Origin of the sequence: Streptomyces spiralis (assembly GCF_014654675.1) — a bacterium.
GTDB lineage: Bacteria > Actinomycetota > Actinomycetes > Streptomycetales > Streptomycetaceae > Streptomyces > Streptomyces spiralis.
Map to the genome: position 1 here is coordinate 215,823 of NZ_BNBC01000004.1, position 23,026 is coordinate 238,848.

The 23,026-nt window shown below is 71.1% G+C and carries 19 protein-coding genes and 2 pseudogenes; 12 read left to right on the forward strand and 9 right to left on the reverse strand.

Translation table 11 applies throughout. From position 1 onward, the window contains the following. Window positions 1–6: 6 nt before the first annotated feature. Window positions 7–232 (reverse strand): annotated as a pseudogene (locus IE318_RS44750) (tRNA (adenosine(37)-N6)-threonylcarbamoyltransferase complex transferase subunit TsaD); the annotation flags it as partial. Window positions 233–397: 165 nt separating this feature from the next. Next, window positions 398–1,345, reverse strand: coding sequence for an alpha/beta hydrolase family protein (locus tag IE318_RS06885; protein WP_189897558.1), 948 nt, complete (start codon window positions 1,343–1,345; stop codon window positions 398–400). Window positions 1,346–1,490: 145 nt separating this feature from the next. Here IE318_RS06885 and IE318_RS06890 point away from each other — a divergent pair, with 145 nt between their 5' ends. Next, complete coding sequence (locus tag IE318_RS06890) at window positions 1,491–1,883, forward strand: MerR family transcriptional regulator (protein ID WP_189897561.1); 393 nt, start codon at window positions 1,491–1,493, stop codon at window positions 1,881–1,883. A gap of 184 nt (window positions 1,884–2,067) precedes the next feature. Here the strand turns inward: IE318_RS06890 and IE318_RS06895 are convergent, their stop codons facing one another. From IE318_RS06895 to IE318_RS06900, 3 genes and pseudogenes are all read right to left on the reverse strand, one after another. Then, window positions 2,068–2,484 (reverse strand): hypothetical protein, encoded by a 417-nt coding sequence (locus IE318_RS06895; protein ID WP_189897563.1) that lies wholly within the window; start codon window positions 2,482–2,484, stop codon window positions 2,068–2,070. A 556-nt stretch (window positions 2,485–3,040) separates the two neighbouring features. After that, window positions 3,041–3,247, reverse strand: a pseudogene (locus IE318_RS44755) (ATP-dependent DNA helicase); the annotation flags it as partial. 155 nt (window positions 3,248–3,402) lie between these two features. Beyond that, the gene (locus IE318_RS06900) at window positions 3,403–4,902 is read right to left on the reverse strand and encodes an MFS transporter (protein ID WP_189897565.1); all 1,500 of its coding nucleotides are present in this window, start codon (window positions 4,900–4,902) and stop codon (window positions 3,403–3,405) included. A gap of 172 nt (window positions 4,903–5,074) precedes the next feature. On the opposite strand from IE318_RS06900, the gene IE318_RS06905 reads away from it, so the two are divergent. Both IE318_RS06905 and IE318_RS06910 read left to right on the forward strand, forming a co-directional pair. After that, window positions 5,075–5,446 (forward strand): YciI family protein, encoded by a 372-nt coding sequence (locus tag IE318_RS06905; protein WP_030166857.1) that lies wholly within the window; start codon window positions 5,075–5,077, stop codon window positions 5,444–5,446. Then, window positions 5,443–6,657, forward strand: a complete 1,215-nt coding sequence (locus IE318_RS06910) for an RNA polymerase sigma factor (protein ID WP_189897566.1) — start codon at window positions 5,443–5,445, stop codon at window positions 6,655–6,657. Before IE318_RS06905 ends, IE318_RS06910 begins: the two co-directional genes overlap by 4 nt. Here IE318_RS06910 and IE318_RS06915 read toward each other — a convergent pair. From IE318_RS06915 to IE318_RS06930, 4 genes are all read right to left on the reverse strand, one after another. Beyond that, complete coding sequence (locus tag IE318_RS06915) at window positions 6,621–7,943, reverse strand: MFS transporter (RefSeq protein ID WP_229903383.1); 1,323 nt, start codon at window positions 7,941–7,943, stop codon at window positions 6,621–6,623. The genes IE318_RS06910 and IE318_RS06915 overlap by 37 nt on opposite strands. A gap of 469 nt (window positions 7,944–8,412) precedes the next feature. After that, the gene (locus IE318_RS06920) at window positions 8,413–9,063 is read right to left on the reverse strand and encodes a TetR/AcrR family transcriptional regulator (RefSeq protein ID WP_229903384.1); all 651 of its coding nucleotides are present in this window, start codon (window positions 9,061–9,063) and stop codon (window positions 8,413–8,415) included. A gap of 178 nt (window positions 9,064–9,241) precedes the next feature. Further along, window positions 9,242–13,342: a type I polyketide synthase gene (locus IE318_RS06925; protein WP_189897572.1), complete on the reverse strand. Its 4,101-nt coding sequence runs from the start codon at window positions 13,340–13,342 to the stop codon at window positions 9,242–9,244. Window positions 13,343–13,757: 415 nt separating this feature from the next. Next, window positions 13,758–14,372 carry a TetR/AcrR family transcriptional regulator gene (locus IE318_RS06930; protein ID WP_189897574.1) on the reverse strand — a complete coding sequence of 205 codons (615 nt, stop codon included), beginning with the start codon at window positions 14,370–14,372 and terminating at the stop codon, window positions 13,758–13,760. Window positions 14,373–14,710: 338 nt separating this feature from the next. Between IE318_RS06930 and IE318_RS06935 the strand changes: the two genes are divergently transcribed. The 9 genes from IE318_RS06935 to IE318_RS06975 all read left to right on the forward strand — a co-directional run bounded on the left by IE318_RS06935 (window position 14,711) and on the right by IE318_RS06975 (window position 22,955). After that, entirely contained in the window at window positions 14,711–16,309 is a 1,599-nt protein-coding gene (locus IE318_RS06935) for an acyl-CoA carboxylase subunit beta (RefSeq protein WP_189897576.1), read from the forward strand. Beyond that, the gene (locus IE318_RS06940; RefSeq protein ID WP_189897579.1) at window positions 16,309–16,518 is read left to right on the forward strand and encodes an acyl-CoA carboxylase subunit epsilon; all 210 of its coding nucleotides are present in this window, start codon (window positions 16,309–16,311) and stop codon (window positions 16,516–16,518) included. The genes IE318_RS06935 and IE318_RS06940 overlap by 1 nt, the downstream gene beginning before the upstream one ends. 256 nt (window positions 16,519–16,774) lie before the next feature. After that, window positions 16,775–18,115 carry a class I adenylate-forming enzyme family protein gene (locus IE318_RS06945; protein WP_189897581.1) on the forward strand — a complete coding sequence of 447 codons (1,341 nt, stop codon included), beginning with the start codon at window positions 16,775–16,777 and terminating at the stop codon, window positions 18,113–18,115. Then, window positions 18,112–18,873 carry an SDR family NAD(P)-dependent oxidoreductase gene (locus tag IE318_RS06950; protein WP_189897583.1) on the forward strand — a complete coding sequence of 254 codons (762 nt, stop codon included), beginning with the start codon at window positions 18,112–18,114 and terminating at the stop codon, window positions 18,871–18,873. Before IE318_RS06945 ends, IE318_RS06950 begins: the two co-directional genes overlap by 4 nt. Next, on the forward strand, window positions 18,867–19,154 hold the full coding sequence (locus IE318_RS06955) for a phosphopantetheine-binding protein (protein ID WP_189897585.1): 288 nt from the start codon (window positions 18,867–18,869) through the stop codon (window positions 19,152–19,154). The genes IE318_RS06950 and IE318_RS06955 overlap by 7 nt, the downstream gene beginning before the upstream one ends. 4 nt (window positions 19,155–19,158) lie before the next feature. After that, window positions 19,159–20,190, forward strand: coding sequence for an AvrD family protein (locus IE318_RS06960; RefSeq protein WP_189897587.1), 1,032 nt, complete (start codon window positions 19,159–19,161; stop codon window positions 20,188–20,190). Between the two features lie 24 nt (window positions 20,191–20,214). Beyond that, window positions 20,215–20,919, forward strand: coding sequence for an AAA family ATPase (locus tag IE318_RS06965; RefSeq protein ID WP_189897589.1), 705 nt, complete (start codon window positions 20,215–20,217; stop codon window positions 20,917–20,919). Window positions 20,920–20,961: 42 nt separating this feature from the next. Further along, complete coding sequence (locus IE318_RS06970; RefSeq protein ID WP_189897591.1) at window positions 20,962–22,437, forward strand: MFS transporter; 1,476 nt, start codon at window positions 20,962–20,964, stop codon at window positions 22,435–22,437. Between the two features lie 65 nt (window positions 22,438–22,502). Beyond that, complete coding sequence (locus IE318_RS06975; RefSeq protein WP_189897593.1) at window positions 22,503–22,955, forward strand: ester cyclase; 453 nt, start codon at window positions 22,503–22,505, stop codon at window positions 22,953–22,955. The last annotated feature ends 71 nt before the right edge of the window (window positions 22,956–23,026 follow it).

The following is a 23,026-nucleotide window of genomic DNA, read 5'->3' on the forward strand; positions in this document are numbered from 1 at the left end:
ATCGTGTACGAGGAGGTTGCCGACGGCGGCGATCATCGCGCTGTTGTCCGTGCATGGGTGGAGAGGCGGTACGCGCCACCACGACCAGCGTGCCCACGCCGTGCTCCACGCAGACCGCGGCCGCCTTGCGGGTCAGGACGTCCGCGACCGCCTCCTGGAGGGAGACCGCCCCGTCGGCGACCGGCGATTCGGCGCCCGCGTGCTTCTCGGCCCAGCGTGCCGCCGCCGACTGCCCGTTCACTTCGGTCAATTGCCCGGTGGCCTGCCAGTTGCGCAGGGAGCAGTCACCGGCGGACGGTGCACCCGAGGGAGCGGAACCGGCGCACTCAACCGCGGAGATCCCCTGGCATCACACAGCGGGACGGCATCGTGTGGCAGCCGGATCCGGCGAGGGCGGTTACTTCGATTCCAGTCGTCCCAGCGGGTGGGAGTCACCGGCGAGCGCGGCTTGCGCCGTTTCCCAGTCGGTGTGGTCGATGCCGGTGACGTGGCGGAGGTAGGCGAGGGTGACTTGCCGGACGAGGGCGACGCGGCCGGGATGTTCGTCGGTGGTTTCTGCTGCCTCGTAGCCGGCGATGCCACCGAGGGAGTGCCGGCCGCCGTAGACCGTCAGCAGGCTCTTGCCGCTGGGGCTCAGGGTGTACGGGTCGGTCGTCCAGGACGGTCCCCGGGTGGAGAGCGGGAGTTCGTCCTTGTCCCCGGCGACGACGAGTCCGGGCGCGGTGATGTCGGAGAAGTCCTGGCCGCGCAGCCAGGGAGCGCTCTCGATGGCGAAGGGGGTCAATTCGTCGCCGCCCTTGCCTGCGGTGGCCAGCTGGATGCTGGCCATGATCCGGCGGTCTGACATGTCCTGCGCGATGCCTGTCGTCGGGTCCGTGACGCGCAGGCCGACGAGGATGCCCGCGGTCTGACCGCCGAAGGAATGCCCCGCCGCGACGATGCGACTGCGGTCCACCCGGCCGGCCAGAGCGGGTACGGACTCCTCCAGGTGATCGAGTTCGTCGAGGACCTGCTTCATGTCCTGCACGCGGTAGCGCCACATGTGAGGCCTGCGGGGATCGTCAGCGGGGATACCGAAGCGCTTTGAGTCGAGATGTGTGGCTTGGATCACTACGAAACCATGGGACGCCCAGTGGTCGACCAGCGGCGCGTAGCCATCCAGATGCGAACCGAATCCGTGCGCGAACAGCACGATCGGCAGATTCGTTCCGGTGACCGGTGCGGAAACGCGTACATGCAGGTCCTCGCCGCGATACGGCGCGGGAAGCACGACCGGTCTGACCGACACGGTCGGGGTGGACGGGGGGTCGGTGAGGCCGGTCATGGTCGTCTGGCTCGCGGTCATTCCCGCCTTCTCCTTTCATCGGGGTCTTCGTGCGCCGGGAGACGTACCGGGAGAGAGTCCCCTGGTGAGGTGCACGTCGGTTACGCTAAAACCTGACGTTGACGTCAGAGGCAAGTCGCGTGACGGACGTCGTACAGGAGTCGAGATGCGCGTCGGAGAACTCGCCGCCCGGACCGGCGTCAGTGTCCGGGCCTTGCGCTATTACGAGGAGCAGGATCTGCTCAGCGCCGAGCGCAGCCCCAGCGGCCAGCGCCACTACCCCGAGAGCGCGGTCGATCGGGTCCAGCTCATCCAGCAGCTGTACGCCGCCGGGCTGTCCAGCAGGACCATCGCCGAACTCCTGCCGTGCGTCATCGACGGCCGTGCCACACCCGCCCTGCTCAAGCGGCTGGCGACGGAGCGTGAGCACGTCGACCAGCGCATCACCGATCTCCTGCAAGCCCGGGACCGGCTCGACTCGGTCATCACCGCCGCCACCGGCAACATGCTCACGGGCATGTCCTGCCGGCGGGAGGCCGGGGTTCACGTCCAGCGCTGACGGACGATGAGGGGCGTCTGTTCGGCCGCGAGTCGTGCGTCAGCGGCTTCTCCATCGGAGTTGTCGTTCGAACGTGCGCTGCTGCCTTCGTGCGGCCCCGCACTTCCTCTGTTCCGGGGCCGACTGGCTGGACTGGTACAACTACGGCGATGATGTCCAGATGCCGGGGCGCCTCCCGAAAGGTTCAGTGCGCGACTGAACAGTTCCCCCAGGCTGCGGCCAGGGATCGCGGAATCTGCGGGATGGCCCCACAACCGTGCGCATCACGAGGGAAGGCGTCGCTGGCAGCGTAGATCCATCCTCCGTCGGAGGTGGTGCGGAAGTACTTGACGGCGCTGCCCTCGTCCTGCATGCCTACGAGTTCCTCCTCCGTGGCGCCGGAGGTGGGCTCGAAACGGGTCGCGGCATAACGTACGCCACCGCACTGGCCGTAGAAGAACTGGTGTGGCGCCGGCCGGAGATGGACGAGGCGCGGGAAGCTGCGCTTGTAGGCACCTGTCACCTCGGCCTTCACCTGATTGGTGGCGGTCAGGTTGCGGCAACCGGGGAGGTAGGTGGGCGTACGGCCTGTTTCGGTGGGGGAGGGGGCCTCGGCCCTCACCGGCGTGGCGGAGGTGTGCGACGGCCTGGGCGTGCCGACGGAACTCGAGGGCCCGCTGGGCGCGGAGTCGCTGGAAGGGGTGCCTGCCGCGGCAGTAGCGGAGGGAGAGGGCGAGCGGGTGCCTGAGGCGGAGCCGGGATCCGACGCATCCTGGCAGCCTGTCAACCCCAGGATTCCAGCGATCAGTACCGTCACCGACGCTGCCCTGAAACCAGGCATAGAGGGTCCTCTCTCTCCACGGAAGAAGCCACGGCCACGGGGGCAGCTGTCGTGCGTCCAGCCGACTGATCGTTCTCCAGGACAACACAAGAGGACTCGGCGGTTGCAAGGAGAGGCACAGGAGACGGTCTCGATTCCGCATACCTGAAAGGGCCTTCGTGACGGACGATGGGGGCACACCGTCCAAGGTGTTTTGGGTCCGGGTTCCCCAGCCGCTCTTTGTGGGCGGTTCAGCGCAGTGCGTCGAGGGCGGCGACGATGTCGGAGGGCTCGGCGCGGGTGGTGTAGTCGGTGGTGATGAAGGCCCAACGGCCGCGCTCCAGGGTGCCCGTGTGCGTACCGCACGGTCCTCGACCCGCAGATGACGTCGGCGCCGCAGCCCCATCGGGTGGACGGCCGTCGCCTCGTAGAAGGGCCGCGCCGCGTCCGCTCGCCAGTCGACGAGCAGCGGCAGGTACCGGTCACCCACGTGCAGGCCCAGCCGTCCGATGTGCAGGGCGGTTCCGTCCGCGCCGTCGATCCGGCCGAAGGCCAACCCCTCCTCAGTCGGTCGCCCGGGCCTGGTTCGCCGTCATGTCTGCGGAGGGTTTTGACGAAGTGCTCGCGGTCGGTGAAGGTGACGTCGTGCCACGTGGAGTCGATGGTGTGAGCCGACAGGTGTGGCCCCTCGGCACCCTACTTGTCGGCTCCGGCAGCGTTCTATGAGCGCGTCGCCTCGTAGTCGGGGACTGTGGCCGGGGTGGTCATGGTCCGGGTTGCCGGGCGCATGGTGAGGATCAGTACGGCCAGCCCGGCGAAGACGAGTGCGGCGACGACACCGGTGAGGTGCAGGCCGGCGGTGAACGCCTCCCTCGCGGTGTGGAGCAGGCCGGCGCCCTGGCGGGCGGGAAGGTGTCGGCCGGCGGCGACCGCGTCGGCCAGCGAGTCGGACGTGCCGTCCATCCGGCTGCGGTAGACCACCGCGGCCACCACGCCGAGCAGGGCGAAGCCGAGAGAGCCGCCGAAGTAGTTGCCGGTCTCCGACATCGACGCTGCCGACCCGGCGCGCTCCGGCGGTACGGACCCGACGATCAGCCCGGTGCCCAGCGCGAACAGCGGCCCGGTGCCCAGCGCCAGTACGGCGATGCCGGTCATCACCAGCGGCAGGGCGCGCGAACCGTCGACGCCGACCAGCAGGAGGCCGCCCAGCGCCGAGACCACCAGCCCGCCGGCGATCGCGGTCGTCTGCTTCATCCGCCTGGCCAGCGCCGGTGCTGCCATGGTGCCGGCCGCCACGCCCAGGCCCATGGGTGCGAACAGCACCGCCGCCGCGGCCGGGGAGTGGCCCAGCACGTTTTGCAGGTACTGGGTCACCTGGAGCCCCGTCCCGGCCATGGCGATGCCGGCGAAGACCAGTGAGAGGAGCACGGCCGTGAACGGACGATTGCGCAGCAGTCGCAGGTCCAGCAGCGGCGTGGCCAGCCGCAGCTGCCGCCGTACGAACACGAATCCGATGGCTGCGCCCACGGCGAGGGCGGCGGCCGGCACGAGCGGCGCGCTCTCGGCGGCCAGCTGCTTGATGCCGTAGACCATCAGCAGTACCGCTGCGAGCGACATGCCCACGCTGGCCGGGTCCAGCCGTCCGGCCCGGTCACTGCGGAACTCCGGCAGCAGGACCGGCCCTGCGATCAGCAGCAACGCCATCGCCGGCACCGAGACCAGAAACACCGACCCCCACCAGAAGTACTGGAGCAGGAACCCGGCAAGCACGGGTCCGATCGCGCCGCCGGCGAACTGACAGGTCGCCCACATCGCGATCGCCTTCCCGCGTCGGCGTTCGTCGCGGAACATGTTGGTGATCAACGCCAGGGTCGACGGCGCCAGAGTCGCGCCGGCGACACCGAGCAGCGCACGCGCGACGATCAGCATCCGCGGGTCGACTGCGAACGCGGCCACGACCGACAGCACCGCGAACGCCGCCGCCCCGATCATCAGCAGCCGCCGGCGGCCGATCCGGTCGCCGAGCGTACCCATCGTGATGACCAGGGCGGCCACCACGAAGCCGTAACTGTCACTGATCCACAGTTGCTCGACGCTGTCCGCCCCCAGGTCGGCGCTCAGCCGCGGGAGCGCGAGGAGCAGCGCCGTCGTGTCCAACGCGACGAGGAAAGTCGGCAGCATGAGGAGGACCAGCCCCAGCCACGCCCGATTGACTCGCATATCCGGAACTCTCCGTTCTCTCGACGTTTCGCCTGTTGGTCGGAGCGGCCGAGAGATCCTTGACATCGGATTCGTGCGAGATTTTCCGGTGGTCGATGTCAAGACGGCGACGGCGGCTCCGACCACCGGGCGAAGGGCCCCGCCGGGGCTCGCGGACCACGAGGAGTACGACATGCAGTTCCTGATCAGCCTGCACATCAACCCGGCCGTCCTGGACGCGCTGACCGACGAGGAGAAGGCGGCGATCGGTGAAGGCCACGGCAAGTTCATCGAGGCGCTGAAGCAGTCCGGCGAGTTCATCACCACGCAGGCCCTCGTCGACCCGTCCCAGGCGGCCGTGGTGACCGTGCGCGACGGTCAGCCGGTGGTGACCGACGGGCCTTTCCTCGAGGCCAAGGAGCATCTGGGTGGCTTCTACCTGATCGACTGCGAGAACAAGGAGCGGGCGATCGAGCTGGCGGCGCAGATCCCGGACGCCGCGATCGAGGGTCTGGGCGTCGAGGTGCGGCAGGTGATGTTCGCTGACGGACACTTGGAGGCATGACAGCACCGGCCATCGAGGACCTGCTGCGGGAACTGACGCCGCAGGTCCTCGGCACGCTCGTACGCCGCCACGGCCAGTTCGAAGGATGTGAGGACGCCGTGCAGGAGGCCGTCCTCGCCGCCACCGTGCAGTGGCCGGCCGACGGAGTGCCGGACAATCCGCGCGGCTGGCTGATGACCGTCGCGTCCCGACGGCTCATCGACCGGATGCGCAGCGACCACGCGCGCCGCGAGCGGGAGTCGGTGGCGGCCGCCGCCGAGGTGGTGCCCGAAGACGTACCGGACACGGACGACACGCTCGTCCTGCTGTTCCTGTGCTGCCATCCGACACTGACTCCGGCCTCTCAGACAGCGCTGACGCTGCGGGCGATCGGCGGCCTCACCACGGCTGAGATCGCCCGCGCGTTCCTGGTGCCGGAGGCCACGATGGCGGCCAGGATCAGCCGGGCCAAGCAGCGCATCAAGGCCGCCGGCAGCACGTTCACCCTGCCGGAGGGCGCGAAGCTGGAGGAGCGGCTACGGGTCGTCCTGCACGTGCTGTACCTGATCTTCAACGAGGGCTACACCGCCTCCTCGGGCAGCGAGCTGCACCGCGCCGACCTGGCGCAGGAGGCGATCCGGCTGGCCCGGATGGTGCACGCGCAAATGCCCGAGGACGGCGAGGTCACCGGGCTGCTCGCGCTGATGCTGCTGACCCACGCCCGTCGGCAGGCACGTACGACGGCGGCCGGCGACCTGATCCCACTGGACGAACAGGATCGTACGAAGTGGGACCGCGAGCTGATCGAAGAGGGCACCGAGCTGGTCAAGGCGTCGCTGGCCGGCCCGGCACTGGGGCCTTACCAACTGCAGGCCGCCATCGCCGCCACGCACGCCGACGCCGCCACCGCCGAGGAGACCAACTGGCCACAGGTGCATGCCCTCTACCTGATTCTCGAACGGATCGCACCCAACCCCGTGGTCACGCTCAACCGGGCCATCGCGCTCGCCGAGACCGAGGGCCCGACGGCCGGGCTGGCCCTGCTGTCCACCTTGGACAGCGACGCGAGGATGGCCGGGCATCACCGGCTGCTGTCCGTACGGGCGCATCTGCTGGAGCAGATCGGCGACACGGCCGGGGCCTACGAGCACTACCGGCGCGCCGCGAAGGCCACCGCCAGCCTCGCCGAGCGGCGCTATCTGGAGTCACGGGCCGGCCGGGTAAGACCATAGCCACCGCCGATGCGGCGTCGGGGGGAGCCTTCGGCAGTCGTACCGCGCACCAAGCGCCGCTCCAGTGGTCGGATCAGCGCGGACGCGGTCAGTGCCAGGCAGCCCACGACTGCCCAGGGAAGCACGTGGTGCACGCCGTACAGGACGCCGAACAGGCCGGGGGTGACCATGTCGGCCGTGGCGAAGGAGTACTGGAACGCCCCCATATAGGTTCCCCGCAGCCCCGCGGGAGCCGCCTCCGAGCCCAGCGCGGTCGAGGCCGGTCCGTGCACCATCTCCGCCGCCGCCCACAGCAGCATCGCCGGCGCGAGGTAGAGGATCAGCAGCGGACCGCGGGGCAGCAGCACCGCCAGGGCGGCGGCCGCGCACCAGGCCGCCCACAGCCGGCCGCCCAGGGCCATGGCACCACCGCGGGAGGCGCGCCGTCGGGCGCGGCGGGTGACCTCGGCCGTACAGGTGGCCACGACCGCCGTGGTGAGAGTGAGGAGGGCGCCGACCGTCCAACCGGGGGCGTGCAGTGCGCGGATGACATAAACGGGTGTCGCCACGGCGAGGAAGACCGTGCAGATGTTGAACAGGACGTTCACGCCGATCAGCCCCAGATACGGCCGGTCGCGCAGCAACTGCCGTACCCCGTCCCGGGATCCCCGGGCATGTCCGTCGGCGGGGCGGTGCGCGCCGCGGACGAACAGCGTGACGGTCACCGCCGCGGCGATGAAGGAGATCGCGTCCGTCAGCACCATGCCCCGGTAGGCGTGCTGGGAGGCGGTCGCCAGCAGCAGGCCCGCGAGTACGGTCCCGATGCCGGTGCCGGCCGCCCGGATCATGCCCGCCCGGGCGAACCACTGGTCCTGTGCGCTGTCGTCCGCCTGCTCGGCGATCAGCGTGAACACCGACGACCAGTACGTGCGCAGGCCGACCGCCTCGAACAGCGCGGCGAGGAACAGCGAGATCGGACCGGCCACGGTCAGGTACAGGAAGAACCCGGCGGCCTGTATCAGCTGCCCGGCGATCACCACGGGCCGCGGTACGATGCGGTCGGCGATCCGGCCGACGAGCAGCGGCAGCGGCAGCGAGCAGGCGGTGGCGGCGGTCAGCAGCAGGCCGACGCCGGCTTCCGACAGGTCGGTGACGCTGAGGAAGTAGACCATGGACAGCGGGAGATACAGCCCGGTGCCGATGGCGTCGACGGCCAGGGCCACCGGTATCGCCCAGGCCGCGCCGTCACGGGCCCGTGGCAACCGCACGGCGTGCCAGCGGCGGCGAATGCCCCCGTTCGTGGGCACTGAGCGCCCTCCCGTCCTGTCCGGGGTGGTCATCGGAACCCGCCGGACACAACCGCAGGCGTACGTTCATGTCAACGGAGATTTCCGGGCCGAAGGACGTCGGCGAAGGCATCGCGCACCGACCAGCGGCACTCCTCGGATTCAATTCCGTTGCAGGCGGGGGATTCCAGGGAGTTGTCCGGCCACCGCCTGGAGGGCAGGCTCGGCGAGGGAGCGCAGGGCGTCGTCGGCGGCCACGCCGTTGCCGGGGACACCGTTGTGGTCGGCTGGTCCGACGTCGACGCGTAACTTCTACGCGTTCGACGCGGCGAGCGGCAACCAGCGTTGGCGCGCTCCGCAGGCACCGGCCGGCGCCTGCACCCGCGGTGCCCCCGCCCCTTCCTCGCCCGCCGGCACGAAGATCACCGCTCCGGGGCCCACCTCGGCTGACCACGGTCGTTCGGGACCCCCGGTGGCCGGGTTCGGTGGGTCAGCGGGTGGCTTCCTCGGGGGTGGGTGAGGAGACGAGGCCGTGCAGCATCAGGTCGAGGGCGGCGAGCAGTTCCTTCGTCAGTGTGCCGGTCGGGCCGTCGGGGCGACCGCACCAGCGGTAGAGGGCGCCGAGGTAGATGTCACGCAGGGCGTTGCCCGCGTGCTCGGGGGCGACGTGCTCGCGGAACTCGCCGCGCTGCATGCCGGTGGCCGCGATCTGGGCGAACAGGTCGGCGAGGTAGGGCTCCTCGACCAGGGGGTGTCCCGCGCGGACCCAGGCCATGAGCAGGGCCCCGGTCTCCTTCTGGTGCTCCTCGCTCATCCGGCCGAGAACCGTCATGCAGCGGCGCAGTTGTTCGGCGGCCGAGCCGCCGCCGCGGCCGTCCGAGGTCAGGGCGGTCGTGAGGGCGCTGCGTCGCTTCTCCCCCCAGGTGCTGAGCAGGTCTTCCTTGTGCTGGAAGTAGTTGAAGAAGGTGCCGCGCGCGACGTCGGCCCGCTCCGCGATCTCGTCGATGGAGGTTTCGTCGTAGCCCTGCTCCGTGAACAGGGTGAGGGCCGCGTCGTAGAGCCGCTCCTTCGTCCTGATCTTGTTGCGTTCCCGTCGGCCCAGTGTGGCCGGCGCCTGGTCCACTGCTCCCGTCGCGCTCACAGTGACTCCGCTCTGCTGGTTGGCGATCAGATCCCTCCCCCTCCAGATTGATGTACCACAGTTTAAGTATGTTGTACAGTCGAAGTTGGAGGGGGTAGGGGTACTTCCTGAAGTGCCGAGCGTTCGCGGCCGACTCCGCCGGAGCCGGTGGTTCATGACGGGGTGTCGGACGCCGGCGTCAGCCGATCGTGGCCAGGATGCCGTTCAGGCTTTCCGGGCCCAGCAGGCGCCCCGCGGTGAGCTCGAGTCCCCAGTCCGAGCGCAGGTGGGCGCGCAACTGCGTCGCCATCAGCGAGTCCAGGCCGAGATCGCGCAGCGGGCGCCGGCGGTCGAGCTGGTCCTCCGGGGTCTCAAGGACCCGCGCGACGCGCTGCACCAGGGCCTCCGCGGCCGTCGTGGGCGTCGGGCGCGGGGCGGCGGTCCCGGCGGCGACCGGCGTGACGGCCAGGGCGTGCGTCGGCGTGACGGCCTGGGCGTGCGTGGGCGTGACGACCTGGGCAGGGGTCGGCCTGACGGAAGGCGCCGGCGTGACGGCCGGAGCGGGGTACTGCGCGACGGCCGGGTTCGGCGAGACGGCGGGGGCCGGCGCGGCGACCGGTGCGAGCGCCGCGAGCGGGGCCGGCGGCGCGGATATCGCCGCGGTGTGCTGCCGTCTTCGCGGCACCGTGAGGCCGGGCAGCAGCCGGGACACGGCGACGGAGGCGGAGGAGAGCGAGAAGAGACGGTCCACGGGTCGGTCGCCGAGAGCCCGCAGTTCGATGTTCAGGAACTCCGCGAGCACCGAGCCGTCGGAGCCGAGGAAGATCACGTCCGCGTGGGCGGTGCGGCCGCCCGCCGCGGGCCTGACCCGGCACAGCGCCCAGAACTCCTCGCCGAGCTCCGCGAAGGCCCGGACGCTGCCGAAGGCCAGCGGCACGTACGTGACCCCGGCAGGGTACGCGGCGAGCAGCGCCAGCAGCCCGGACTCCCAGCCCGCGGCCGTGGAACCGGCGGCCGGTCGCAGCCGGGCGACGGCGCACCCGCCGCGCCGCCATACGTGCTGCACGGTCCGGAACTCGGCGCCGATCCCGAATCCCCGCCGCTCGGCCGCCGCGTAGAAGTCGGCGGCCGAAAGGTGGACGTGGCGCCGGGTCAGGACGGAGTCCAGCAGGGCGCGCCGGTTGCGCGGCCCGGCCGCCGCAAGCGGCTCCAGCCGGCCCTCGGCGCAGAGCTCCCACGGTCCGTCGGCGCCGCGCCGGGCCTGCACCCGGACGCGCCGGGCGCCGCTCGGCCCCGGGCCGTTCACCGTGACGCGGAGCGTGGTGTGCGGTACGTCGTCGAGGGTGAGGGCGGCGTCGCCCAGTTCGATCCCGGCCAGCGCGAACCGCTCGCCGGGGGCGGCGGCGTGGGCCGTCTCGAGCAGGGCGCTCAGGTACACGGAGGGGAAGACCGGTGCGACGCCGCGCACGGTGACTCCGGAGCCCCAGCCGCCGACGCCCCATTCCGTCAGCGGGGCCTCGCGCACGTGCGGTGCACTCGCGGCCGGCACCGTCGCGGCCGGCACCGTCGCGGCCGGGGTGCGCCGGGCGCTGTCGTGGCGGAGCGCGGTGGCGTCCCAGGGATAGGCCGGCAGATCGACGACCGGCGGCATGGCACCGTACCAGCGCAGCCAGTCCACGTGCGCGCCGTGGGCGAAGGCGCGGCCGACGGCCTCGAGCAGGGCCACCCGCTCGTCGCAGTTCCGGCGCAGGGTGGCGACGGCGGCCGCCTCCCCGACGGCGTCCGTGACCGTCTCGTCGACGGCCGCGGTGAGTACAGGGTGCGGGCTGACCTCGACGAACACCGTGTCGGTCGCGGACAGCAGCCGCACCGTCTCGGTGAAGCGGACCGGTTGGCGCAGGTTGTTCTGCCAGTACTGCGGGGTCAGTTCGTCCCCGCGCAGCGGTGCGGCGAGCACGCTGGATGCGAGGTCCGTGCGGGCCGGGCGGGGCGCCAGGCCGTCGAGGGCCGCGACGAGGTCGTCGCTGATCAGATCCATGTCGGGGGAGTGGGACGCCACTTCGACCCGAACGGTGCGGCAGAGCACGTCGCGCCGCTCCAGGGCCTCGGTGATCGCGGCGATCGTGTGAGGCGGACCGGCGAGCACCGTGGAGCTGGGTGAGTTGTCCGCGGCGACACAGGCGTCGGCGAACTCGGGGCGTCCGCCCAGGAACTGGCGTGCCGCGTCCGCCGAGAGCTCGACGGCGAGCATGACCCCGCGGCCGGCGAGGCGGCGCATCAGGCGGCTGCGGCGGCAGATCACCGCAGCGGCGTCGCGCAGGCTCAGCGCACCGGCCACGCAGGAGGCGGCGATCTCCCCCATGCTGTGGCCCAGGCATACGTCGGGGGAGAGGCCGGCCTCCTCCAGAGCCGCGGCGAGGGAGACGCCGACAGCCCACAGGGAGGGCTGGACCTTGTCGATGTCGGTGGGGAACTCCCCTGCCTCGGTGAGGAGTTCGATGACGGACCAGCCGAGCTCGGCGCGGATCGCGGCATCGCACTCCGCCAGGGCGGTGCGGAAGGCGGGGGAGGTCCTGAGCAGGCCGCGGCCCATGCCGAGCCACTGCGAACCCTGGCCGGGGAAGACGAAGGCCGTACGCCTGGCGGCCGTGAAACCCGCCTCGGCGATGCCGCCCTCGGCGGGCGAGGCGCCTGCCGCGAGGGAGCGCAGCCGGGCCGCGACCGTCTCGTGACGATCGCCCCGGACCCACAGCCGATAGGGGTGGGTGTCGCGGCGCAGTGCGGCGGCTGCGCATATCTCGCGGAGCGCGTGGCCGCGCCCGGGGCCGTCGAGGTAGGCGGCGTACGCCTCGGCCAGCATGGTCAGCGACCGGGGGGACCGGGCGCTCAGGACCAGCAGCTGCTCCCCGTCGGCCGCCTTGGCGTCGGCCGCCCCGGCGTCGGTCGCCCTGGCGTCGGCCGCCCCCGCGGCGGTCTCGCGTGTGGGTGCGACGGGTGCGGCCGTGCCGGGCCGGTACTCACCGACGACGACGTGGGCGTTGGTGCCGGAGATCCCGAAGGAGCTGACCCCGATGTGGGCCCGGTCGCCGGTCCTGGCCAGTTCGGTGTTCCGCGTCACGACGGAGATCGGGAGACCGTCCTGAGCGATGACCGGGTTCGTCTCCCGGCAGTGCAGCGACGCCGGTATGACGCCGTGCCGGGCGATCAGGATCGCCTTGATGAGCCCGGCGATGCCGGCCGCGGACTCCGCGTGCCCGATGTTCGTCTTCACCGAACCGGTCGGTAACGGGCGGCTGTCGGACCGTCCCGTGGCCTCGGCCAGGGCCCGCAGCTCCACCGCGTCCCCCACGGCGGTGCCGGTGCCGTGGGCCTCGACGTAGTCGAGCAGGTCCGGTGTGATGCCCGCCGCGCGGCAGGCGGTGCGCAGCATGTCGACCTGTCCGCTGATCGCGGGCTGGAGCAGCAGGCCGCTTCCGCGCCCGTCGTTGTTGACGGCGCTGCCGAGGACCGTCGCGAGGATCCGGTCGCCGTCGCGTTCGGCGTCGCTCAGCCGCTTGAGCACCACGACGCCGACGCCGTCGCTGCGGACGAAGCCGTCCGCGTCCTTCGCGCCGAAGTGGCAGTGGCCGCCCGGGGACAGCATGCCGCCCTGGGAGTAGGCGATCGCATCGTGGCTGGAGAGCAGGAAGTTGACGCCGGCGGCGATGGCGAGATCGCACTCCCCGGCGATCAGGCTCTGCCGGGCGGCGTGCACCGCGACGAGGGACGACGAGCAGGCGGTGTCCAGAACCATGCTGGGGCCGAGGAGGTCGAGCGCGAAGGACAGCCGCCCTGCCGTCACCGCGCGCAGCCGGCTGCCGACCATGTCGCGGACGTGGGGGCCGTCGGCCGTGTGCGTGGCCTCGGAGTACTCGGCGGTGGCCTGTCCGACGAAGACGCCCGCGTGCGTACCGGCCAGTGCCGAGGGGCGGATGCCGGCGTGTTCCAGTGCCTCCCAGGCGACCTGGAGGAGCATCCGCTGCTGCGGGTCGACGGTCTTCGCCTCGGCGGGAGAGATGCCGAAGAAGGCGTGGTCGAAGGAGAAGGCGTCCTCGACGAAGCCGCCGTGACGCGAGGCCGTCTTGCCGGGCACGCCGGGGGCGGGGTCGTAGTCGGCCGCGACGTCGAAGCGCTCGACGGGAACGGTGGTGACAGAGTCCACGTTGGCCAGCAGGTTCTCCCAGAACTGCGCCGGCCCGCCGGCGCCCGGGAAGCGGCATCCCATGCCGACGACCGCGAGAGGCACCCCAAGTCTGTGCATCAGGAGGGTCCCGGGGGTGGGTCGCACGTGCTTCATGTGAACGGTCCAATCTCTTCGAATCCGACCGGTGGGGCATGACAGCAGCCGCAATGGCTTTAGCGCGATGCAAACTTACACTGGAAGCCAAGTTTAGTCCCGACTTCTCCTTGAGTGATTCTCCAGCGTCTCAACAGCCGAGACGCTGGGTGGTGAATGTCCCTGGATGGGCGGTTGGGGCAGCCGGAGGGGCGCGCAACGACAACGGGCCGCCGGGTGTGACGACATGACGCGTCGTCACACTCGGCGGCCCGTCCCGGTCGTGCCGGGCGAGGTCCGTTCCGGGTGCCTCACCGTGCGGTGGACCGACGGCGCCGGCCCGGACCTCGCGGAAGGGCTCCGGGGGCGGCGGCCTGGGCAAAGCAGGCCGTGGGTGCTCTCACCGCCGCCCGTGGTGCGGCCCGGCCGGGGTAGCGATGCCGTGCAGCAGCAGATCGAGGGCCTGTTGCAGATCGGCGCCGAGCGAGTGCTGCTCCGCCGGGGGCCGGCGGGCCCAGCGGCAGAGCACGCCGATGTAGAGGTCACGCAGGAGTTCGCCGACCTGCCCGGAATCGAGGGCGTCGGGGACCTCGCCCCGGGTGCGGCCGCACTCGACGATCTCGGCGAAGACCGCCTCGAGGTGCGGTTCCTGGTCCAGTGGGCGCCCCGCCTGCACCCACGCGGTGAGCATCGCCAGGCTCAGGTCCAGGTCCTCCTCGTTGAGCGCGCCGAGGACGGACATGCAGGTGCCCAGCGACTCGGCGACGTGCATCCCGCACCGCAGGTGCGTTCCGAGACGGCGCGTCAGCGTCGCTCTGCGCTCCTTCAGCCAGGCGCAGATGAGGGCGTCCTTGCGCGGGAAGTAGTTGAAGAAGGAGCCGCGCGCGATGTCGGCGTGTTCCGCGATCTCTGCGACCGACGTCTCCGCGTACCCCTTGTGTCGGAACAGGGTGATGGCCGAGGCGTAGACACGCTTCCTGGCTCGCTCCTTGTTGCGGCCCCGTCGCGTTGTCACGCCGGCTTCGGCGTCTGAGGGCTGACGCACGCGAGCTCCAGGTGACACGATCCGATTCTTTGCACTTGAGTTCATCGATGCTCTAGAGCGTAAACAGATAGTTACACCCACGTCAACGCCGGGGCCGGCCCTCGGGGTTCACGTCCGGACAGGCTCTCGGGGTTCGCGTCCGGACGGGCTTCGGGGTTCACGTCCGCACGGACCCCCAGGGTTCGGGCTCAGTTGATCTTTTTGCATCCGGATCCATTTTTAATCTCTAGCCTTTCAATGAACTTGAGTGTATGTTTGCTCCGTCGAGTCGACCGGTTCCGGTCGAACTCCGCGATGGAGGCATCCTCATGACGACTACTCAGCCCCGCTTACCTCCGGTCGCACCGCCGCAGCACCAGGACCTGCGCGGCAGGGTGGCCGAACTCGACGCGGTCCGCGCTCAGGTGCACGCCGGGCCCTCGCCCCGGGCGACACAGGCGCAGCACGGCAAGGGCAAGCTGACCGCCCGGGAGCGCATCGCACTGCTGTTGGACGACGACTCGTTCCACGAGGTGGAGCCGCTGCGGCGACATCGGGCACAGGGTTTCGGCCTGGAGGCGAAGAAGCCGCACACCGACGGCGTCGTCACCGGCTGGGGCACGGTCCACGGCCGCAGGGTCTTCGTCTACGCACACGACTTCCGGATCTTCGGCGGCGCGCTGGGGGAGGCCCACGCGCAGAAGATCCACAAGATCATGGACATGGCCATCTCGACCGGAGCGCCGCTGGTCTCGCTCAACGACGGTGCCGGCGCCCGGATCCAGGAGGGTGTCACCGCGCTCGCCGGCTACGGCGGCATCTTCCGGCGCAACACGGCTGCCTCCGGGGTGATCCCCCAGATCAGCGTGATGCTCGGCCCGTGCGCGGGCGGCGCGGCGTACTCGCCCGCGCTGACCGACTTCGTCTTCATGGTCCGCGACATCTCGCAGATGTTCATCACCGGCCCGGACGTGGTCCAGGCGGTGACCGGCGAGCGGATCTCGCACAACGGGCTCGGCGGTGCGGACGTCCACGCGGATGTCTCGGGCGTCTCCCACCTCGCCTACGCCGACGAGGAGACCTGCCTGGAGGAGGTGCGGTACCTGCTGTCCCTGCTGCCCGGGAACAGCCGCGAACTGCCCCCCTTCGTGCCGTCCGGCGACCCGGCCGACCGGCGCTGTGAGGCGCTTCTCGACCTGGTCCCGGCCGACGGCAACCGCCCGTACGACATGCGCAAGGTGATCGAGGAGATCGTCGACGACGCCGACTGCTTCGAGATCCAGCCGACCTGGGCGCCCAACGTGATCTGCGCACTCGCCAGGATCGACGGCCATGTGACCGGCATCGTCGCGAACCAGCCGCAGTCGCTGGCCGGCGTGCTGGACATCCAGGCGAGCGAGAAGGCGGCGCGGTTCGTCCAGTTCTGCGACGCGTTCAACATCCCGCTGGTCACCCTCGTGGACGTCCCCGGCTTCCTGCCCGGCGTCGGCCAGGAGCACGACGGCATCATCCGGCACGGCGCCAAGCTGCTCTACGCGTACTGCAACGCCACCGTGCCGCGGATCCAGCTCATCCTGCGCAAGGCGTACGGCGGGGCGTACATCGTCATGGACTCGCGGTCCATCGGTGCGGACCTCTCCTTCGCCTGGCCGGTCAACGAGATCGCCGTGATGGGCGCGGAGGGTGCCGCGAACGTGATCCACCGCCGGGAGATCGCCGCGGCCGAGGACCCGGAGGCGACGCGCACACACAAGATCAAGGAGTACCGGAGCGAGCTGATGCACCCCTACTACGCCGCCGAACGCGGCCTGGTGGACGACGTCATCGACCCCGTCCGGACCCGGGCCGTGCTGGCGGAGGCGCTGGCGATGCTGCGCTCCAAACACGCCGAGCTGCCCAGCCGCAAGCACGGGAACCAGCCGGTCTGATGGCCGGACCCGACGAACCCACGCCGCTGGTACGGGTGTTGCGCGGCAACCCCGACCCCGCGGAACTCGCCGCGATCACCGCGGTGATGGCCCTGGTGATACGGCGGCGGGCGGCCGACGCCCCCGACGACCGTGCCGCGTACGCCTCCTGGGCCGGGACGGAGCGGTTCCGCGCGCCCCGCCGGCCGTTCCGGAGGACCACTTCCTGAGCGGTGGCTCCTGAACGCCGGTCCCTGAATGGCGGCCCCTGAATGGCGGTCCCTGAACAGCTGCCGTGAAGAGCGGCCCCTGCACGCCGGAACGGACCGCACGGACCAGGCCGCACGAACCGTACCCACCGCACGGACCGCACCGACCGCTCCACGGCCGACCCCACCAGAGCCTGCCCGGCAACGGCGCCGGGCCTCCCCGGGCGTGGCGGCCGATGAATCGACGAACCAGCACACCCCACGGAGAGGGATCAGCATGACCCAGTTCCTGGAACGCCTGAAAAGCTTCGGTGAGACCGAGGCGATCGTCTTCGAAGGCACACCGACCAGCTACGCGCGGCTGGTGGAGCGCACGGCCGACTGGCAGACCTACCTGACCGAGCGCGGCGTGCGCCCCGGGCAGGTGGTGGCGGTGGAGGGCGCCAGCAGTGTCGAGGCGTGCGCCGCGCTGCTCGCCCTGGTCGAACTGGAGTCCGTAGTCGTCCCGCTCACCCCGCTGCCGGACGCCAAGCGGGCGGAGTTCCACGACATCGCCGAGGTGGAAGCGGTCGTGGTGATCCGCCCGGACGGCTCACGGACGTTCGAACGCACCGAGCGCACGGCCGGCCACGAGCTCTACCGCACCCTGCGCGAAGCCGGCGTCCCCGGCCTGGTGCTCTTCAGCTCCGGCACCACCGGCCGCTCCAAGGCCACCGTCCTGGACTTCTCCCGGGTTCTCGCCAAATACGGTGCGCCGACCCGGCCGGCCCGCACCCTGGCCTTCCTCAATCTGGACCACATCGGCGGCATCAACACCCTGCTGCACACCCTCAGTCAGGGCGGCACGCTGATCACCATCGCCGAACGCACCGCCGACACGGTCTGCGCCGCCATCGCCGACCACCGGGTCCAGGTGCTGCCGACCACTCCGACCTTCCTCAACATGCTGCTGATCTCCGGTGCGTACGAGCGCCACGACGTCAGCGCGCTGAAGCTGATCACCTACGGTACGGAGCCCATGCCGCTGGGCACGCTGCGCAGCCTGAAGAAGGCGCTGCCCACGGTGCGCTTCAAGCAGACCTACGGACTGTCGGAGCTGGGCATCATGCCCACCAGGTCCAAGAGCGACGACAGCCTGTGGGTGAAGCTCGGCGGGGACGGCTTCGACCACCGGATCGTCGACGGCATCCTGTGGATCCGCTCCGACATGGCGATGCTCGGCTACCTCAACGCCCCGGCGCCGTTCGACGAGGACGGCTACTTCAACACCCAGGACGCGGTGGAGACCGACGGCGACTACGTGCGCATCCTCGGCCGCTCGTCGGAGATCATCAACGTCGCGGGCGAGAAGGTGTATCCCAGCGAGGTCGAGAACGTCCTGCTGGAGATCCCCAACATCGCCGAGGCCACCGTCTCCGGCCGGCCCAGCCATGTGACGGGCATGGTCGTCAAGGCGACCGTGCGGCTCGTCGAACCCGCCGAGCGGGCCGACGTCGTCCGGGCCGTGCGCGAGCACTGCGCCGAGCGGCTGGAGGCGTACAAGGTCCCCGTGGTCGTGGAGATATCGGACGCCGACCAGCACTCCGACCGGTTCAAGAAGATCCGGAGCGTGGCATGAGGCCGGCCGCCGGGGACGGCGACACGCAGACGCCGTCGCGCAAGGTCGCGGTGGTCAGCGGCGGCAGCAGGGGGCTCGGCCGGACCCTCGTCGAGCGCCTGCTGGCCGACGGCTGGCGGGTGGCCACCTTCAGCCGCCGCGCCAACGAGTTCACCACCGCGATGTCCGAGGCCCACCCCGACGACTTCCACTGGGAGCAGGCCGACCTCGGCGAACCCGAGGCCATGCGGGCCTTCGCGCGCACCGTGGGCCGCCGGTTCGGCCGGACCGACCTGCTGGTCAACAACGCCGGCATGCTCCATCAGGAACTGCTGCTGACCACACCGTCCAAGCGGATCGACTCGCTCATCACCAACAACCTCACCGCGCCGATCCTGCTCACCCAGGCCTGCGCCCGGCTGATGACCCGCCACGGCGGCAACATCATCAACATCTCGTCCATCAACGCCATCCGCGGCTTCCGCGGGGTCTCGGTCTACGCCGCGGCCAAGGCCGGCCTGGACGGCTTCAGCCGAAGCCTGGCGCGCGAGCTCGGCGCGTTCAACATCCGGGTCAACTCCATCGTCCCCGGCTTCTTCGACAGCGACATGACCGCGGACGTCACCGAGCGCAACCGCGAACGGATCCAGCACCGCACCCCACTCGGCCGACTGGGGACGGCCGACGAGATCGCCGACGCGATCCTCTTCCTCACCTCCGCCCGAGCGCACTTCGTGACCGGGCAGTCCATCGTCATCGACGGAGGCATCACATGCTGAACCAGACGGAGATACGCGAGCTGATAGAGCGGGAGATCCGGTCCCTGCTGCTCGACCCCGACACCGACGACGCCGACGACGACGGCAGCGAGGACCTGGTCCGGATCGGCCTCAACTCGCTGACCCTCGCACAGCTGCTGATCGAGCTGGAGACCGAGCTCGGCGTCGACCCCTTCCAGGACGGCGTCTCGATCACCGAGATGCGCACCGTGAGCGACCTCGTCCAGGCGTACACCACGGCGCTGGCCGGCCGGACGGTCACCGCGCCGAGCGGGGCCTGACACGATGACCACGGACCAGCAGCTCCTGCTGCACTCCATCGACGACTACCTCGGCCCGGGCGAGACCCGCTTCTTCTCCCGTGGCTACCAGCGGGCCGGATACCGTGTGCGCGCTCTCGACGTCGCCCCGCCCGGCTCCGCCGAGCCGGGTGTACGCGGCACGCTCGACCTGGACTACCCGGCCGACTGGTCCCGCAAGAAGGACGGCACCGACCTCCGGCCGCACCTCAGCACCGTCGACGCGCTCGTGCTGGGCGTCCAGCTGGCCGAGCTCCAGCTGACGCACGCCTACGGGCTGAGCCCGGCCGACCGGCGCACCGTGCGCCTGTCCAAGGTGGTGCTGCGGGCCGGCATCGAACCGCAGGAGGACCTGCGCGACGTGCCGCTCTCGGCCCGGCTGCGCACCACCGAGCCGTCCGGCGACCGGTACCGCTCGGTGCACGAGTGCACCGTCGGCAACCTGCGCGTGCGCTGCGAGACCGAGCACCCGATCGTCACCCGGGCCGAGACGGGAGCCTGCTTCGGCAGCCTCACCGAGGCACTCGGCCCCGGCGAGGACCGCTTCTACGGCGAGGGGTTCAAGTTCCGCCGGCACGAGATCAACAACGTCGAGGTGGACGGCCGGCAGCACGCCGCCACGGCCGCCGTGCGCTTCACCCGGACCGCCGGCTCGCCGGATCCCGTCGAGGGGATAGCGGCGGGCGAGAGGCCCACGGTCAGTCTGATCGACTGCTTCGTCGTCAACCTCCAGCTGGCGCAGGTGCTGATGTACGAGCTCGACGGGATCAGCCGCGCCGAGAGCAACACCCTCTGGATGACGCAGACCGTGCTGACCGCCCCCGAGGAGGCACGGGAGGCCGAGCTCATCGAGGGCCTGCGGCTCACCACCCGCGCCGGCCTCACGAACAAGCGCCTGCTGTCGCTGCGCGGCGGCGTCTGGCGCAACGTCGAACTGAACGGCCGCCTGGCCGGCGTCGGCATGCGCTGCACCTTCGCCCACGAACTGCCCGCCCGCGTCGCCGCCACCGCGCGCTGACCCCCGACACGACAAGGAATCACCATGCGTCTGTCCGTCTCCGGCACCTACTCCGCGGGGAAGACCTCCACCGCGATCGCCCTGTCGCACCTGACCGGCATACCCCGCTCTCCCGCCAAGACCATCCGCGAGATCATGCCGGACGCCGTCCCGGGCAAGACGCTCACCGAGGTCACCCCGGCCGAGTACATCCAGCTCGCCGTCCGGCGCCACGTCGGCCGCGCCGTCAACGAGGCACTGCTGGGCGACAGCTTCATCGCCGACGGCTCCTCGCTCCAGGAATGGATCTACGCCGCCGTGCGCGTCGAGTTCGGCATGGACCCGGGCGCCGCCGTGCCCGGCAGCACGCCGCCGTCGACCCCCGAGATGGCCTTCTTCGAGCAGGTCACCGACCAGCTCGGCCACTACTTCAAGCAGCACGTGAAGGCGTCGTTCGACGGCTTCGTGCACCTCAGCAACGAACTGAGACTCTCCGCCGACGGCCACCGGCCGATGAACGAGGGCTTCCGTGCCGCCTGCGACGCCAGGCTGCTCGCCGCCCTCCACGAGCTGGAGATCCCGTACTTCATGGTCTCCGGCACCCCCCGCGAGCGGCTGGAGAAGATCGTCGCCCACTTCGATCTGCCGACCGTGTGCGACGTGGACGAGGCCATCGCCCGCGCCCAGGCCGAGTACGCGCAGATCGACTGGCGGCTGGAGCGGGAGCGCTCCACGACCAAGGCCGCCTGAGGCCTCACCAGGAACCGCAACTGCAGAAGGAATCCCACTGCCATGTCTCTCACCCAGAAGGACGGCGCCGCGGCCTCCGAGGCCCCGGCGGCGCCCGCCCCGGCCCCCGAGGCCGACTCGGGCCCGTACGCCAAGCGCTGGCTGATGCTGCCGGTGATCCTGGCGGCCATGTTCATGGCGCAGTTCGACCTCTACGTGGTCAACGTCGCCGCCCCGTCACTGGAGCACGGTCTGCACGCCGGGCAGGCCGCGCTCGAACTCATCGTCGCCGGCTACGCGTTCACCTACGCCAGCGGCCTGGTCACCGGCGGCCGGCTCGGCGACCTGTTCGGCTCCCGCGCGGTCTTCCTCACCGGCACGATCGCCTTCACCGTCGCCTCGCTGCTCTGCGGCATCGCCCAGACACCGGGCCAGCTGGTGGCGGCCCGGCTGGTCCAGGGCCTGACCGGCGCCGCCATGGTGCCCCAGGTGCTGGCGCTGATCACGGCGACCTTCCCGCCCGCCGAGCGGGCACGGGCGCTGTCCTGGTTCGGCGTCACGGTCGGCGTCGGCGCGGTCGCCGGACAGGTGCTCGGCGGCGCGCTCCTCGAGGCGGACGTGGCAGGCCTCGGCTGGCGGGTGATCTTCCTGGTCAACCTGCCGGTCGGCCTGGTCATGCTGGCCTTCGCGGCCCGGCTGCTGCCGCGCCGGAAGCCCACCGCGCGGCCGGCGCTCGACCCGCTCGGTGCCGTCGGTGTCCCGGTCAGCCTGGCGCTGGCCCTCGTGCCGCTCGTCCTCGGCCGGACCGAGGGCTGGCCGGTGTGGACGTGGATCAGCCTGGTCGCCTCGGTGCCCGCGATGGCGCTGACCCTGCTGTGGGAGCGCGGTCTGGCCCGCCGCGGCGGACAGCCCCTGCTGAACCTGTCGCTCTTCGCCGACCGGGCCTTCAGCCGCGGCCTGGTGGTCAGCATCGCGACCTTCGCCGGGTTCTTCAGCTTCATGTTCACCCTGACCCTGGTGCTCCAGTCGGGGCTCGGCCTGACGCCGCTGGAGGCCGGGTTCACCTTCACCCCGCTCGGCCTGGCCTTCTCCGGCGCGTCCATGGCCTCCCAGCGGATCACCGCCCGCTACGGCAGCCGCATGATCACCACCGGTGCCTCGATCGCCGCGATCGGGTTCGTCGTCCTGCTGATCGTGCTGACCGCCTCCGGCGACCACACCAGCGCGGCCCGGCTGATCGGCCCGATGGTGCTGATCGGCCTCGGCAACGGCCTGGCGGTGCCCGCCCTGGTCGGCTCGGTGCTCGCCGGGGTGCGCCCGCAGCAGGCCGGTGCCGCGGCCGGCGTGCTCACCACGGCCCAGCAGTTCGCGAGCGCCGCGGGCGTCGCCGCGATCGGCTCGGTCTTCTTCGGCGCCCTCGGCACCCCGCACGGCGTCGGCTCGTACGCCTCTGCCTTCGAGTGGGTCGGCGGCATCGGGCTGGTGCTGGTGCTGGTCGCCGCCGCGGTCAGCCTCGCCCTGCCCCGCCCCGCCAAGTGACAGCCACCGTCCACCACGTGCCCGCGGCCGGCCGCCGCACGGCCACGACCGAGAGAGGAACCGGCATGACCACCGTTCCCCAGGGAACCACCCCCGAGGCCCGCAAACAGCGCATCGCCCTGCTCTTCGAGCACATCATCACCAAGGGCGAGCTGGAACTCGCGGACGAGCTCTTCCACGAGGACTTCGACTGGCCCCAGTTCGGACTGCGCGGCCCCGAGGGCGTGCGCACCTGGGTCCGGGCGTTCCGGACCGCCTTCCCCGACATGATCGACCTGGTCCAGGAGCAGTGGGCCGAGGGCGACACGGTGATCACCCGCGTCGAGTGCACGGGCACCCAGCTCGGCCCGTTCCGGGGCCTTCCGCCCAGCGGACGGCGGGCGACCTTCGGCGCCATCGGCATCGACCACTTCGACGGTGACAAGGTGATCTCCCGCTCGGCGCACTTCGACATCGCCGACCTGATGCGCCAGCTGGGTCACACCACGCTGGAGGTCCCGCAGGTCAACCAGCCCTGACCGACCCGGACCGCATCCGTCGGGCCCGCTCGCCGGGCCCGACGGGGGCCGGACACCCACGCCCGACCCGT